The following is a 13,497-nucleotide window of genomic DNA, read 5'->3' as shown; positions in this document are numbered from 1 at the left end:
GCATCGAGACGCCGCCGAATCCGGCGGCGTCTCGATGCGACGGGGGCGTCTCGCGGGAGCGGGAACGAGGCGGGGTCAGCCGCGGTAGTTCGGGGCCTCGACGACCATCTTGATGTCGTGCGGGTGCGACTCCTTGAGCCCGGCTGCGGTGATGCGGACGAACTTGCCGCGGGCCTTGAGCTCCGGCACCGTGCGCCCACCGACGTAGAACATCGACTGCCGCAGACCGCCGACGAGCTGGTAGACGGCGTTCGCGACCGAGCCGCGGTACGGCACCTGGCCCTCGATGCCCTCGGGGATGAGCTTCTCGTCCGAGGGGACGTCCGCCTGGAAGTAGCGGTCCTTCGAGTACGAGGTCTTCTCGCCGCGGGTCTGCAGCGCGCCGAGGGAGCCCATCCCGCGGTACGCCTTGTACTGCTTCCCGCCGACGAAGACGAGCTCGCCCGGGCTCTCGTCGGTGCCCGCGAGGAGCGAGCCGAGCATGACGGTGTCGGCACCGGCGACCAGGGCCTTCGCGATGTCGCCCGAGTACTGCAGCCCGCCGTCGGCGATGACCGGCACGCCGGCCTCCCGCGCGGCGAGCGACGCCTCGTACACGGCGGTGACCTGCGGGACGCCGACGCCGGCGACCACGCGGGTGGTGCAGATCGAACCAGGGCCGACGCCGACCTTGACCGCGTCCACGCCCGCGTCGATGAGCGCCTGCGCGCCCTGGCGGGTCGCGACGTTCCCGCCGATGACGTCGATGCCGGCGAAGGACGGGTCGGCCTTCAGACGACGGACCATGTCGAGCACGCCCTCGCTCTCGCCGTTCGCGGTGTCGACGACCAGGACGTCCACGCCTGCGTCGCGCAGGGCCTCGGCGCGCTGCCAGGCGTCGCCGAAGAAGCCGATCGCAGCACCGACGCGCAGGCGGCCCTCGGCGTCCTTCGTGGCGTCCGGGTACTTCTCGCTCTTGTCGAAGTCCTTGACGGTGATGAGCCCGCGGAGCTTGCCGTCCGCGTCGACCAGCGGGAGCTTCTCGATCTTGTGCTGCGCGAAGATCGCGACGGCGTCCTCGGGGTCGATGCCCTCGGCCGCGGTGATGAGCGGCGCCTTCGTCATGACGTCGCGGACGAGCGTCGTGCCCATCTCGAACGGGGCGACGAAGCGCATGTCGCGGTTCGTGATGATGCCGACGAGCGTGCCGTCCGCCTCGACGACCGGCAGGCCGGAGACGCGGAACTGCCCGCAGACGGCGTCGACCTCGGCCACGGTGGCCTCCGGGCTCGTCGTCACCGGGTTCGTGATCATGCCCGACTCGGACCGCTTGACCTTGTCGACGTACGCGGCCTGGTCCTCGATCGACATGTTGCGGTGCAGGATGCCGATGCCGCCCTGACGAGCCATGGCGATCGCCATGCGGGCCTCGGTCACGGTGTCCATCGCCGCCGACAGCAGCGGGACGTGCACGTCGATGCGCTTGGTGAGCCGGGACGTCGTGGACGCCTCGCTCGGGATGACGTCGGTGTGCCCGGGCAGGAGCATGACGTCGTCGTACGTGAGTCCGATGAATCCGAACGGATCCGGCTGGTCCATGGGTCCCCTTCGTGGGCGAGGTGAAGTGGTGGCACCGGGGCGCGTCGTCGGGTTCCCGATGGGCCATGGTAACGCGCGCGACACGCGGAGCATTCCGGCGTCCCCCGACGAACGGACCTGAGGGGCAGCTGTGCGCGACGCCGCAGCCGCTTCCTGAGAATCCTGTACCGGCCGGACGGGCGGATCCATGCGGATCGAGGGGGTGTCGGTCACGAAAGCAGCACGATTTGTGCAGGAGACGTGCTGGAAACACGGGGGACACAAAAAATCCCTATGGTCCTCGACTATCCGAACGAGAGGCTCATCCGTGGGTTCCATCACTCCGCCGGGGTCAGCGCTCATGCGCCGGCTCCGCCGTGGGGCACCAGACCGCCGCAAGCGCCTGGTCCTCGCCGCAGTACTCTTCCTCGCCTTCCTCGCCACCTTCGCGGTCGACTGGGCAGTGTCGCCCGCGGCCGACGCGGCGACGAGCAGTCCCTCCGCCAGCAGCAGCCCGAGCACCGGCAGCGCGTCCACGGCCGAGGGCCCCTGTGCCGTCAGCCCGACGAACGGCTGCATCCGGGGCACCATCCTCGACTCCGAGCGGAAGCCGGCGAGCGGGGTCGACGTCGACGTCGCCGGACCGGGCGGGTTCGCCCAGACCGCGACGACCGACGACGCCGGGCGCTGGTCCGTCACGGTCACGACCGCGGGGCAGTACACCGTGAGCGTCGACCAGGACTCGCTGCCGAAGGGGCAGTACCTGACCGACGCCGCCGATGCGGACCGCAAGGTGAACGCCACGCTCAACGCCAACGTCGGACAGATCTTCCAGCTGTCCGACCAGCAGGGCGCGACCACCAGCGACGACACGAGCAGCGTCAGTGCCGCACGTGCCTGGCAGCAGCTCGCCTCGGGCATCCGGCTCGGGCTCCTCATTGCCCTGGCCTCGGTCGGCCTCTCGCTCATCTACGGCACCACCGGCCTGTCGAGCTTCTCGCACGGTGAGCAGGTGACCCTCGGCGGCCTCCTCGCCTACGTCTTCGCGAACCAGCTCGGGTGGAACATCTGGATCACCGGCATCGTCGTGACGCTGCTCTGCGCCGCGACCGGGTACCTGCAGGACGCGGCGATCTGGCGACCGTTGCGACGCCGCCGGATCAGCCTGACGCAGCTGATGATCGTGACCATCGGTCTCTCCATCGCCGCGCAGTACGCCTTCCAGTACTTCTTCGGCGCCTCGACCGTCCGCATCCAGCAGGGCAACCCCGAGACGGTGACCTTCGCCGGCCTGACGCTGACCGTGCAGTCCTACGTCGCCATGGGCATCGCACTCGTCGTCCTCGTCGGCACCGGCCTGTTCCTCGCCAAGACCCGCTTCGGCCGGGCCACCCGCGCGGTGTCGGACAACCCGGCGCTCGCCGCGGCGTCCGGCATCGACGTCGACCGGGTGATCCGCTTCGTGTGGACGCTCGCAGCCGGTCTCGCGGGCCTGTCCGGCGTGATGCTCGGCCTCGTGCTGAACGGCGTGAACTGGCAGACCGGCCTCCAGCTGCTGCTGCTCATGTTCGCGTCCGTCACGCTCGGCGGTCTCGGCACCGCGTACGGCGCCCTCGTCGGCTCGATGATCATCGGCATCGTCGTCGAGCTCACGAACCTCGTGCTGCCGGGCGACTTCAAGTACGCCACGGCCCTCGTGATCCTCATCCTCATCCTGCTGTTCCGGCCGCAGGGCATCTTCGGTCGCGCCGAGCGCATCGGCTAAGGGAGCACCGACATGGACTACATCCTGAACCTGCTGTCCTCGCTGACGCAGGAGGCGCTCGCCCCCACCACGGCGGCGTTCGCCCTGGCCGCGATCGGCCTCAACGTGCACTTCGGTCTGACCGGCCTGATCAACATGGGCCAGGCGGCGTTCCTCCTGCTCGGCGCCTACGGCTTCGCGATCTCGATCACGAACGGCCTGCCCTTCGTGATGGCGGTGCTCGTCGCGCTGGCGGTGGCCATCGTCTTCGCGGTCATCCTCGGCATCCCGACCCTGCGGTTGCGCGGGGACTACCTGGCGATCGTGACGATCTCCGGTGCCGAGATCATCCGCATGGTCGGACGCTCCAGCCTGCTGACGAACACCACCGGCGGTTCGAACGGCATCGCCGGCTCGGCCTACCGCGACCCGTTCAACGCGCTGAGCCCGCTGCCCGACGGCACCACGAGCATCCTGTGGTTCACGTACTCGAACAACGGGGTCAACGGCTGGTGGATCCGCATCGCCGCGTGGGGCCTCGTGGCGCTCTTCACCCTCGTGCTCTTCCTGCTCATGCGCAGCCCGTGGGGCCGCGTCGTGAAGGCGATCCGCGAGGACGAGGACGCCGTCCGCTCCCTCGGCAAGAACGTCTACTCGTACAAGATGCAGGCGCTCGTCTTCGGTGGTGCCCTCGGGGCGCTCGCCGGGGTGATCTACGTGCTGCCGAGCTCCGTGCAGCCCGACGCGATGGGCCGTTCGATGACGTTCTTCATCTGGACCGCGCTCATCCTCGGTGGCGCCGCGACCGTCTTCGGCCCGGTGCTCGGGGCGATCCTGTTCTTCGTCGTGCGGCTCTTCGTCCGCACCCTGGCCGGGGACTTCATCCCCGACTCGATCATGAACGCGCAGCAGGCGGAGCAGTTCTCCTACGTGCTCGTCGGCGTCGCGCTCATGCTCCTCATCGTGTTCCGGCCACAGGGACTCCTGGGCAACAAGAAGGAGCTGTCGTTCAGTGTCTGAGACCTACACCCACACGAAGTCCGACCCGATCCTGACCGTCGACGGCGTCACCCGGCACTTCGGCGGCATGACGGCGGTCGACGTCGACCACCTCGAGGTGCAGCGCGGGACCATCACCGCACTCATCGGGCCGAACGGCGCCGGCAAGACGACGTTCTTCAACCTGCTCACCGGGTTCGACAAGCCGAGCCCCGGTGCGACGACCCGCTTCAACGGCGACACGCTGCAGAAGACGAGCGCGACGCACATCGCGAACAAGGGCATGGTGCGCACCTTCCAGCTCACGAAGGCGCTGAGCCGCCTCACCGTGATGCAGAACATGCTGCTCGGCGCCCGCGACCAGCCGGGCGAGAACTTCTTCGTCGGCCTGGTCCCGGCACTCTGGCGGAAGCGCGAGCGCGAGATCACCGCGAAGGCCGAGGACCTGCTCGCGCGCTTCAAGCTCCTCGAGAAGAAGGACGACTACGCGGGCTCGCTCTCCGGCGGTCAGCGCAAGCTGCTCGAGATGGCCCGCGCGCTCATGTCCGACCCGACGATGATCATGCTCGACGAGCCGATGGCCGGCGTGAACCCCGCGCTCACCCAGTCGCTGCTCGGGCACATCCAGTCCCTGCGCGACGACGGCATGACCGTGCTCTTCGTCGAGCACGACATGCACATGGTCCGGCACATCTCGGACTGGGTCGTCGTGATGGCCGAGGGCAAGGTCGTCGCCGAGGGGCCGGCGGACACGGTGATGGACGACCGCGCCGTCATCGACGCGTACCTCGGTGCGCACCACGACACCGACCTGGGCGACGACTCGCTCCTCACCGAGGAGACCTACGAGGAGCTGGCCGAAGAGGTGGCGGAAGAAGAAGCGGCGGACGACCACCCCAGGGCGGACGACCACCGCAAGCAGGACGAGCAGGAGGCGACCCGATGACCGACGCACCGAACGCAGCGGACGCGAGCCGCGCCTCCAGTCCGGCGACCGGCGCGACCGGCGCGACCAGCCCGACGGGCGCGACCGCGACGATCGACCGTGGCGAACCCGTCCTCACCGCGAAGAACCTCGTCGCGGGGTACCTGCCCGGCGTCAACATCCTCAACGGCTGCGACCTCGACTGCTACCCGGGCGAGCTCATCGGCATCATCGGCCCGAACGGCGCCGGCAAGTCGACGCTCCTCAAGGCGCTGTTCGGCCTCGTCTCGATCCGCGAGGGCTCGGTGTCCCTGCAGGGCGAGGACATCACCAACCTCAAGGCGAACAAGCTCGTGCAGGCCGGCGTCGGCTTCGTGCCGCAGACGAACAACGTGTTCCCCTCGCTCTCGATCGAGGAGAACCTGCAGATGGGCCTGTACCTGCGCCCGAAGAAGTTCGCCGAGCGGCTCGAGGTCATCTACGACCTGTTCCCGGTCCTCGGCCAGCGGCGCACCCAGCGGGCGGGCTCCCTGTCCGGTGGTGAGCGGCAGTCGGTCGCGATGGCCCGCGCGCTGATGATGGACCCGAAGGTGCTGCTGCTCGACGAGCCCTCGGCGGGCCTGTCGCCGGTGCGTCAGGACGAGACCTTCATCCGCACACGCCGGATCAACAAGGCCGGGGTGTCGATCATCATGGTCGAGCAGAACGCGCGACGCTGTCTGCAGATCTGCGATCGTGGGTACGTGCTCGACCAGGGGAGGAACGCGTACTCGGGCACCGGGCGCGAGCTCGCCGACGACCCGAAGGTCATCGAGCTCTACCTGGGGACGCTCGCCAAGGACGTCGACTCCGCTCGCTGAGCGGGGTCGACCCGCGGGTACTGCTGTGGGGGTGGTACCCGCACCCCGACGGGGCCGCGCAGGCTGCTGATGCGCCGCGCGGCCCCGTCCTCATGCCCGGGCGGTCTGCGGGTCGTCGGGTGGTCTCCAGGCCGCGGGTCGGGCGTCGCGCCGGGACGCCGGCGTGTCAGCGGGACGCCGCGGTCGCGCCGGGACGCCGCGGGATCCGGGTGCGTCCCGCGTCGTCGGCGGCGTCTCGCGTCGACACCGGCGTCCCGCGTCCGCCGCGCCCCCACCCGCGGCCGGTCTGGAGGCACGACCCACCCCCGCCCCGCCGCGCCCGTCGGCACGCCACCGGCTCCCCTCCGTCGGCTAGCGTGACGCACGTGCGCACCCCCGGTCCCCTCGTGCTCGACGCCCTCGTCTGGGTCGTATTCGCGGTGCTCTTCGTCGGTGCCGCCCTGCTGGTGAAGGTCGCGGCCGCGCTCCTCGTGGTGCTGATCGTGCTGGCGCTCCTGCTCGGGCTCGTCCTGCGGGCGCTCCGGAAGCGACGGGCACGACCCCGGCGGTGACGAGGTCCCGGCGGTGACGACCCCGGTGGACATCCCGGTGACGACCCGGCGACGATCCCGGCGGTGACGCCCGCGGCAGCGACGATCGCGGTCACGACGCCCCCGTCCGACGGGTCCCGCTGCACCGTCCACCCGTCCCACTCCCGGACCCCGCCCGCTAGGCTTGCCCGGTGACTGAAGTCGAGATCGGTGCAGGCAAGCGCGGCCGTCGGGCCTACGCGTTCGACGACATCGCGGTGGTCCCCTCGCGGCGCACCCGTGACCCGCACGACGTGAGCGTGCAGTGGTCGATCGACGCGTTCACGTTCGCGTCGCCGATCCTCTCGGCGCCGATGGACTCGGTGTCCTCGCCGGCGACGGTCATCCAGATGGGCAAGCTCGGGATCCTCGGCGTGCTCGACCTCGAGGGCCTGTGGACCCGGTACGAGGACCCGACCCCGTACTACGACGAGATCAAGACCCTCACCGACGGCAACGTCACGAAGCGCATGCAGGAGATCTACTCCGAGCCGGTCAAGGCCGAGCTGATCACCGCACGCCTGGCCGAGATCCGCGCCGCCGGGGTCCCGGTCGCCGGGTCGCTCAGCCCGCAGCGCACGCAGGAGTTCTCGCAGACGGTCGTCGACGCCGGTGTCGACCTGTTCGTCATCCGCGGTACGACGGTCTCGGCGGAGCACGTCTCCCAGAACCAGGAGCCGCTCAACCTCAAGAAGTTCATCTACGAGCTCGACGTGCCGGTCATCGTGGGCGGCGCCTCGACGTACACCTCGGCGCTGCACCTCATGCGCACCGGAGCAGCCGGCGTGCTCGTCGGCTTCGGCGGTGGCGCTGCCTCGACGACCCGCGCCGCGCTGGGCATCCACGCGCCGATGGCCACGGCGGTCGCCGACGTCGCCGGTGCCCGTCGCGACTACATGGACGAGTCCGGCGGCCGCTACGTGCACGTCATCGCGGACGGCGGGCTCGACACCGCCGGTGACGTCGTCAAGGCGATCGCCGTCGGTGCCGACGCGGTCATGCTCGGCACGGCGCTGGCCCGCGCGACCGAGGCCCCCGGCGGCGGCTTCCACTGGGGTGCCGAGGCGCACCACTCCGAGCTGCCCCGCGGTCGCCGGGTCGAGGTCGGCCAGATCGCTCCGCTCGAGAACGTGCTGAACGGCCCGACCCCGTCGTGGGACGGCCGCGCGAACCTGGTCGGCGCACTGCGTCGCTCGATGGCCACCACCGGATACTCCGACGTCAAGGAGTTCCAGCGAGTAGAAGTGGTCGTGGCGCCGTACCACCAGCAGTGACGGTGGCACCCGTGCTCCCGCGCGGGTGACGCCTCGGCGCTCCCGTGCGCGGAGGCCGGCTCCGTGCGCGCAACCCGCACGGAGGCGACGATGGCCAAGCCAGCCAGCAGCACCACGCAGACCAGCACGGACGCGACGACCGCAGGTGCCGAGAGCACCGTCAACGGCGCTCCGGGAGCGACGTCCACGGGCGTCGGCTTTGACCCGTCCACGAAGCTCGGACCGGACGAGCGTGCCGCGGCGATCGAAGCGCTGAAGACGAAGGAGCTCGACGTCCTGGTCGTCGGCGGCGGCATCGTCGGCGGCGGCAGTGCGCTCGACGCGGTCACCCGCGGCCTGAGCGTCGGCATCGTCGAGGCCCGTGACTGGGGTTCGGGCACGTCGAGCCGCTCCTCGAAGCTCGTGCACGGTGGCATCCGCTACCTCGAGCAGCTGAACTTCGCGCTCGTCCGCGAGGCGCTCATCGAACGCGGCCTGCTGCTGCAGCGCATCGCCCCGCACCTGGTGAAGCCCGTGCGCTTCCTCTACCCGCTCAACCACCGCGTGTGGGAGCGCTTCTACATCGGCATCGGCATGGCGATGTACGACGTCTTCAGCTGGTCGGGCGGCCGTCCGCCCGGCGTCCCGCACCACCGGCACCTCAGCCGCAAGCAGGTGCTGAAGAACATGCCGGGCCTGAAGAAGGACGCCTTCGTCGGCGGCATGACCTACTACGACGCCCAGGTCGACGACGCCCGCTACGTCGCGTCGCTCGTGCGCACCGCCGCGTCGTACGGCGCCCACGCCGCGAGCCGGGTCCGCATCGAGGGCTTCATCAAGGTCGGGGAGCGTGTCGTCGGGGCGCACGCACACGACATCCAGACCGGCGAGAAGTTCGACATCCGGGCGAAGCAGGTCGTGAACGCGACGGGCGTCTGGACGGACGACACCCAGGCGATGGTCGGCACCCGCGGGCAGTTCAAGGTGCGGGCGTCGAAGGGCGTCCACCTGGTCATCCCGCGCGACCGCTTCCAGTCGAACACCGGCATGATCCTCCGCACCGAGAAGAGCGTCCTCTTCGTGATCCCGTGGGGCCGGCACTGGCTCGTCGGCACGACGGACACCGACTGGAACCTCGACAAGGCGCACCCGGCGGCGACGGCGGCGGACATCGACTACATCCTCGAGCACGTGAACAAGGTGCTCGCGGTGCCGCTCACCCGCGAGGACGTCGAGGGCGTCTACGCCGGCCTCCGACCGCTGCTCGCGGGGGAGTCGGACCAGACGTCGCAGCTCAGCCGCGAGCACGTCGTCGCGCACACCGCCCCGGGCCTGGTGGTCGTCGCGGGTGGCAAGTGGACGACCTACCGCGTGATGGGCAAGGACGCCATCGACGAGGCGGTGGCCGCCATGGACGGGAAGATCCCGGAGTCGACGACCGAGGACATCCCGCTGGTCGGCGCCGAGGGCTACCCGGCCGCGTGGAACCGTCGCGGACGGACCGCGAGGCAGTTCGGCGTGCACAAGGTCCGGATCGAGCACCTGCTGAACCGGTACGGCACGCAGGCGACCGAGGTGCTGCAGCTCGTGGAGCAGGACCCGTCGCTCGCCGAGCCGCTGCCGCAGGCGGACGACTACATCGGCGCCGAGGTCGTGTACGCCGCCTCGCACGAGGGGGCCCTGCACCTGGAGGACGTCCTCGCCCGTCGCACCCGGATCTCGATCGAGGCGTGGGACCGCGGAGAAGAGGCGGCCCCGGTCGCCGCCAAGCTCATGGCGGGTGTCCTCGGGTGGGACCAGGAGACGACCGAGCACGAGGTGTCGAACTACCTGAAGCGCGTCGCCGCCGAGCGCGAGTCGCAGCTGCAGCCCGACGACGAGTCGGCCGACCGGGTGCGGCTCGAGGCGCCGGACATCGCGTTCGGCTTCGACGAGGACGACGTCGTCGTCGGCGGTGGCCGCTCGAGCGGCGCCGAGGGCGCGAAGGCGACCGACGAGCAGGTCGAGGGCGAGAAGACGAGCGAACCGCGGTAGGCGACGGACGGGAGGCGCGTGGCGGCCCGCCCCGTGCCTCCCGTCCGTCCCTCCCGCGGAACACAACGTCGGCGGTTCCTCGCAGCGCTACACCGCTGCGAGCCGTCGCCGACGTTGCGTGTTGCGGGTGCGGACAGCGGTGAGGAACAGGACGACCGGGATCGCGACGAACGCGGCGAGGCTCGTCAGGTACAGCACGCCTGCCCAGATCGTGTGCGCGCCGCCGCTCGTGCCGAACGTGTCGGCGACGTCCATGCCGAGCCAGAACCCCGACTGGAATGTCGCGAGCGCGCCCGCCGCGAGGACGCCGAGGTGCATGACCGCGACCACCGTCGCGGGCAGCCGTGCCGCGAGCCCGACGACCGACGCGGCGAGGGCCAGGACCACCCCGATCGACGCGACGACCACGACGCCCCGGACGTCACCGGCGACGGAGAACCCGGCAGCCCCGACGCGGGCGTGGATCTCGGGCAGGGTCGCCCCGGGCACCGCCGCGAGCGGATCGAGCACGAGCGCGTTGACGGCCAGCAGTGCCGCGTACGCCGCGACGACCACCACCCCGACGACGGCGACGACGATGCGGACGGCCCCGCGTGTGTTCCCCATGCCACGACCGTAGCGTGCGGAATGGCCGGAGCGACCCGGTGGTTATCATCGGGGTACTCACCAAGGGAGCCATCATGGTCGACGTCCATCGCGTCAAACTCCCCGGAGTCGGCGTGCTGCACAGCTTCTACACCGACGACGGTGGCAAGTGCGGTGTCATCACGCACCGATCGGGGCACTCCGACCTCATCTCGTTCGCCGACGTCTCCGACGGCGCGGACAAGTCCGAGAAGGTCTCGCTCCGTCTGAGCGAGGACGAGGCGCACACCCTCGCCGAACTGCTCGGCGGCACCCGGATCACCGAGGGCCTCGACAAGCTCGACGAGATCCCCGGCCTGTCCATCGACTGGTTCAGCGTCGACTACGAGGACGCCATCGCCGGCAAGCCCCTCGGTGACCTGCACGACTCGGGCTTCATCGGCCTGACCGTCGTCGCGGTCGTCCGCGGCGACAGCGCGAACCCCGCGCCCTCGCCCGACTTCGTCGTGTTCCCCGGTGACACCATCGTCGTCGCCGGCGCACCAGAGAAGGTCGCCAAGGCGTTCTCCTTCTACCGCAGCGGTCAGCTCGCGGCCGCGGCCGCCGAGGCGCCGCCCGGGAGCTAGCGGATGCACCTGGGTGGTGAGCTGCTGACCATCGGCGGCCTGTTCATCATCGCCTACGTCCTCGGACGCCTGGGCAAGACCATCGGCCTGCCCGCCATCCCGATCTACATGGTGGTCGGGCTCATCGCGAGCCCGCACACCCCGTGGATCGGTCTGAACGTCGAGTCGCACACGATCGAGCTGATCGCGACGTTCGGCCTCATCCTGCTGCTCTTCAACCTCGGGTTGGAGTTCGACCAGGAGGAGTTCTACGGCAACGCCGGGAAGCTCCTGGTCTCCGGCGGGACCTACGTCGCGATCAACATGGGGATCGGCTTCGCGTTCGGGTTCTCGCTCGGCTGGGGGACCCGTGAGGCCCTGATCATCGCGGGCATGACGGCGACCTCGTCGAGCGCGATCGTGACGAAGCTGCTCATCGAGCTGCGGCGCCTCGCCAACGACGAGACCCCGATGATCCTCGGCGTCACCGTGATCGAGGACGTCTTCATCGCCATCTACCTGGCGATCGTCTCCGTCGTGCTCTCCGGCGACACGAACCTGTGGGCCGTGGTCGGCAAGCTCGCCCTCGCCTTCGGGTTCCTCGTCGTGATGTTCACCCTCGCCCGGTTCGCCGGCAAGTGGGTGTCGAAGATCTTCGCGACCCGCGACGACGAGCTGTTCACCGTGCTGTTCTTCGGCCTCGCGGTGATGTTCGGCGGCATCGGCGACCTGCTCGGCGTGACCGACGCCATCGGGGCGTTCGTGATCGGCCTGCTCTGCGGTGCGACCCGCTACCGGGACCGCATCGAGCAGCTCGCCCTGCCGATGCGCGACGTCTTCGCTGCGTTCTTCTTCGTGAACTTCGGCCTGGGTCTCGACCTGTCGACCTTCGGCGAGGTGCTCTGGCCCGTCCTCGGCGCCATCGGCATGACGGTCGTGCTGAACGCCGTCGCCGGGCAGATCGTCGCCCGGATGAACGGCTTCGACGTCCAGCAGGGCATCAACACCGCGGTCATCCTGGTGAACCGTGGCGAGTTCGCGCTCATCCTCGCGACGCTGTCGGCTGCCGCCGGCCTGGAGGCGCGGATCACCGCCTTCGCGGGCCTCTACGTCCTCGTGATGGCCGTCCTCGGTCCGCTGCTCGCCGTGAACTCGGACCGCATCGGCCGCCTCGTGGTGCGTCCGGCCCGGGTGGCGCGGCTGCGCCAGCGCCTGCGTGCGCGGCTCGGTCGGCGCGGGGCCGGCGCGGTCCCGGCGGGGCCGGCCCTCGACGAGGCGATCGACACTGCCGCCGAGGCCGCCGTGGCCGACCAGGACGCCGCGGCAGCCGCCCGTCGTGCCGAGCGTGACCGGCAGTTCGCCGAGGAGTTCGCCCTCGTGGAGGCTGCGGGCAGGGAAGAGCGCGAGAATGGGTCACCGGAGCCGACGACGAGCGAACCCGTGACGTCGCCGGTGGACGTCCCTGCCGAGCGCCCGAAGCGCCCGGTCCGCCAGCGCGATCCGGAGTACTGATACAGATGTGGGCCTTAGCCCGACGACCGAGGTGGATCGCACTGCTCCTGCTGGCGCTCGTGCTCGCGGGGGTCTTCGCCGGCCTCGGCAAGTGGCAGCTCGAGCGGAGCATCGCGAACGGCAAGCCCCTGCCGGCGACGACCGAGACCCGCAAGTCGCTCGACGACGTCACCGCGCCCGGACGTGCGGCGTCGGAGAACATCGCGGGGCAGCGCGTCACCGTCACCGGCACGTTCGTCGCCGGCGACACCACGATCCTGACCGGACGCTCCGGCGGCGGTACCTACCAGGCGATCGGGCACCTCGTCGACACCGAGACCGGCGCGAGCCTGCCGGTCGTCATCGGGTGGGCGGACCAGCGGCGTCAGGCCGAGGCGGGAGGTGAGCGCCTGACGGACGGCCAGGAGCTCACGGTGCAGGGCCGCTACTACCCGGCGGAGTCCCCGGACCAGGACGCCTACAGCAAGGGCGAGTACTCCGCCGTGGCGCCGGCCCGGTTCGTGAACACCTGGAGGGCCTTCGACGACCGGATGTACATCGGGTACGTCGTCGCGGACGGCACCACCGCGAAGGCCGCCGACCTCGGCACCATCGCCGACCGTGCCCCGACGCGCGAGGTCCGCTTCGACTGGCTCAACCTCTTCTACGCGATCGAGTGGGTCGTCTTCGCCGGGTTCGCCGTCTTCCTCTGGTACCGGTTCGTGAAGGACGCCTGGGAGCGCGAGCAGGAGGACGCCCGCGAGGCCGCCGCGGTCGCGGGCACCGACGCCGTCTCGGGCACCGACGCCGCCTCGGGCACCGACGTCGCCTCGGGCACGGGGGAGCCCGCCGAGTCCGCTCCGGCGCGACGGTAG

General features: G+C 70.4%; 12 protein-coding genes. 10 read left to right on the top strand and 2 right to left on the bottom strand.

Going from position 1 to position 13,497, the window contains the following annotated elements:
- Positions 1-75 precede the first annotated feature (75 nt).
- On the bottom strand, positions 76-1,578 hold the full coding sequence (gene guaB / locus QUG98_RS13455) for an IMP dehydrogenase (RefSeq protein WP_289471064.1): 1,503 nt from the start codon (positions 1,576-1,578) through the stop codon (positions 76-78).
- 307 nt (positions 1,579-1,885) lie between these two features.
- Here guaB and QUG98_RS13450 point away from each other — a divergent pair, with 307 nt between their 5' ends.
- The 7 genes from QUG98_RS13450 (at position 1,886) to QUG98_RS13420 (ending at position 9,941) form a co-directional block, all read left to right on the top strand.
- Positions 1,886-3,322, top strand: coding sequence for a branched-chain amino acid ABC transporter permease (locus QUG98_RS13450; protein ID WP_289471063.1), 1,437 nt, complete (start codon positions 1,886-1,888; stop codon positions 3,320-3,322).
- Between the two features lie 12 nt (positions 3,323-3,334).
- The gene (locus tag QUG98_RS13445) at positions 3,335-4,321 is read left to right on the top strand and encodes a branched-chain amino acid ABC transporter permease (protein ID WP_137768382.1); all 987 of its coding nucleotides are present in this window, start codon (positions 3,335-3,337) and stop codon (positions 4,319-4,321) included.
- Positions 4,314-5,246 carry an ABC transporter ATP-binding protein gene (locus tag QUG98_RS13440; RefSeq protein WP_289471059.1) on the top strand — a complete coding sequence of 311 codons (933 nt, stop codon included), beginning with the start codon at positions 4,314-4,316 and terminating at the stop codon, positions 5,244-5,246. The genes QUG98_RS13445 and QUG98_RS13440 overlap by 8 nt, the downstream gene beginning before the upstream one ends.
- Positions 5,243-6,085, top strand: a complete 843-nt coding sequence (locus QUG98_RS13435) for an ABC transporter ATP-binding protein (protein ID WP_289471057.1) — start codon at positions 5,243-5,245, stop codon at positions 6,083-6,085. The genes QUG98_RS13440 and QUG98_RS13435 overlap by 4 nt, the downstream gene beginning before the upstream one ends.
- 365 nt (positions 6,086-6,450) lie before the next feature.
- The gene (locus tag QUG98_RS13430) at positions 6,451-6,636 is read left to right on the top strand and encodes a hypothetical protein (protein ID WP_224441865.1); all 186 of its coding nucleotides are present in this window, start codon (positions 6,451-6,453) and stop codon (positions 6,634-6,636) included.
- A 170-nt stretch (positions 6,637-6,806) separates the two neighbouring features.
- Positions 6,807-7,928 (top strand): GuaB3 family IMP dehydrogenase-related protein, encoded by a 1,122-nt coding sequence (locus tag QUG98_RS13425; RefSeq protein ID WP_289471055.1) that lies wholly within the window; start codon positions 6,807-6,809, stop codon positions 7,926-7,928.
- 90 nt (positions 7,929-8,018) lie between these two features.
- Positions 8,019-9,941, top strand: coding sequence for a glycerol-3-phosphate dehydrogenase/oxidase (locus QUG98_RS13420; protein ID WP_289471054.1), 1,923 nt, complete (start codon positions 8,019-8,021; stop codon positions 9,939-9,941).
- 87 nt (positions 9,942-10,028) lie between these two features.
- Here QUG98_RS13420 and QUG98_RS13415 read toward each other — a convergent pair whose 3' ends face one another.
- Positions 10,029-10,547 (bottom strand): hypothetical protein, encoded by a 519-nt coding sequence (locus tag QUG98_RS13415; RefSeq protein WP_289471052.1) that lies wholly within the window; start codon positions 10,545-10,547, stop codon positions 10,029-10,031.
- A 74-nt stretch (positions 10,548-10,621) separates the two neighbouring features.
- Here QUG98_RS13415 and QUG98_RS13410 point away from each other — a divergent pair, with 74 nt between their 5' ends.
- The 3 genes from QUG98_RS13410 to QUG98_RS13400 are packed head-to-tail and all read left to right on the top strand — an operon-like array spanning position 10,622 to position 13,497.
- Entirely contained in the window at positions 10,622-11,152 is a 531-nt protein-coding gene (locus QUG98_RS13410) for a cation:proton antiporter regulatory subunit (RefSeq protein ID WP_058728934.1), read from the top strand.
- A gap of 3 nt (positions 11,153-11,155) precedes the next feature.
- Positions 11,156-12,643, top strand: a complete 1,488-nt coding sequence (locus QUG98_RS13405) for a cation:proton antiporter (protein ID WP_289471050.1) — start codon at positions 11,156-11,158, stop codon at positions 12,641-12,643.
- A gap of 5 nt (positions 12,644-12,648) precedes the next feature.
- Positions 12,649-13,497, top strand: a complete 849-nt coding sequence (locus QUG98_RS13400; RefSeq protein ID WP_289471049.1) for an SURF1 family cytochrome oxidase biogenesis protein — start codon at positions 12,649-12,651, stop codon at positions 13,495-13,497.

The sequence above is a fragment of the Curtobacterium subtropicum genome, from assembly GCF_030362975.1.
Classification (GTDB): Bacteria; Actinomycetota; Actinomycetes; order Actinomycetales; family Microbacteriaceae; genus Curtobacterium; species Curtobacterium subtropicum.
Note: the sequence above shows the minus strand (reverse complement) of the source record. Positions and strands in the feature narration are given on the sequence as shown.

Coding starts and splice junctions, on each gene's coding strand:
- QUG98_RS13410 (WP_058728934.1), top strand. CDS start 10,622: ATGGTCGACGTCCATCGCGTCAAACTCCCCGGAGTCGGCGTGCTGCAC.
- guaB (WP_289471064.1), bottom strand. CDS start 1,578: ATGGACCAGCCGGATCCGTTCGGATTCATCGGACTCACGTACGACGAC.
- QUG98_RS13445 (WP_137768382.1), top strand. CDS start 3,335: ATGGACTACATCCTGAACCTGCTGTCCTCGCTGACGCAGGAGGCGCTC.
- QUG98_RS13420 (WP_289471054.1), top strand. CDS start 8,019: ATGGCCAAGCCAGCCAGCAGCACCACGCAGACCAGCACGGACGCGACG.
- QUG98_RS13435 (WP_289471057.1), top strand. CDS start 5,243: ATGACCGACGCACCGAACGCAGCGGACGCGAGCCGCGCCTCCAGTCCG.
- QUG98_RS13400 (WP_289471049.1), top strand. CDS start 12,649: ATGTGGGCCTTAGCCCGACGACCGAGGTGGATCGCACTGCTCCTGCTG.
- QUG98_RS13405 (WP_289471050.1), top strand. CDS start 11,156: ATGCACCTGGGTGGTGAGCTGCTGACCATCGGCGGCCTGTTCATCATC.
- QUG98_RS13415 (WP_289471052.1), bottom strand. CDS start 10,547: ATGGGGAACACACGCGGGGCCGTCCGCATCGTCGTCGCCGTCGTCGGG.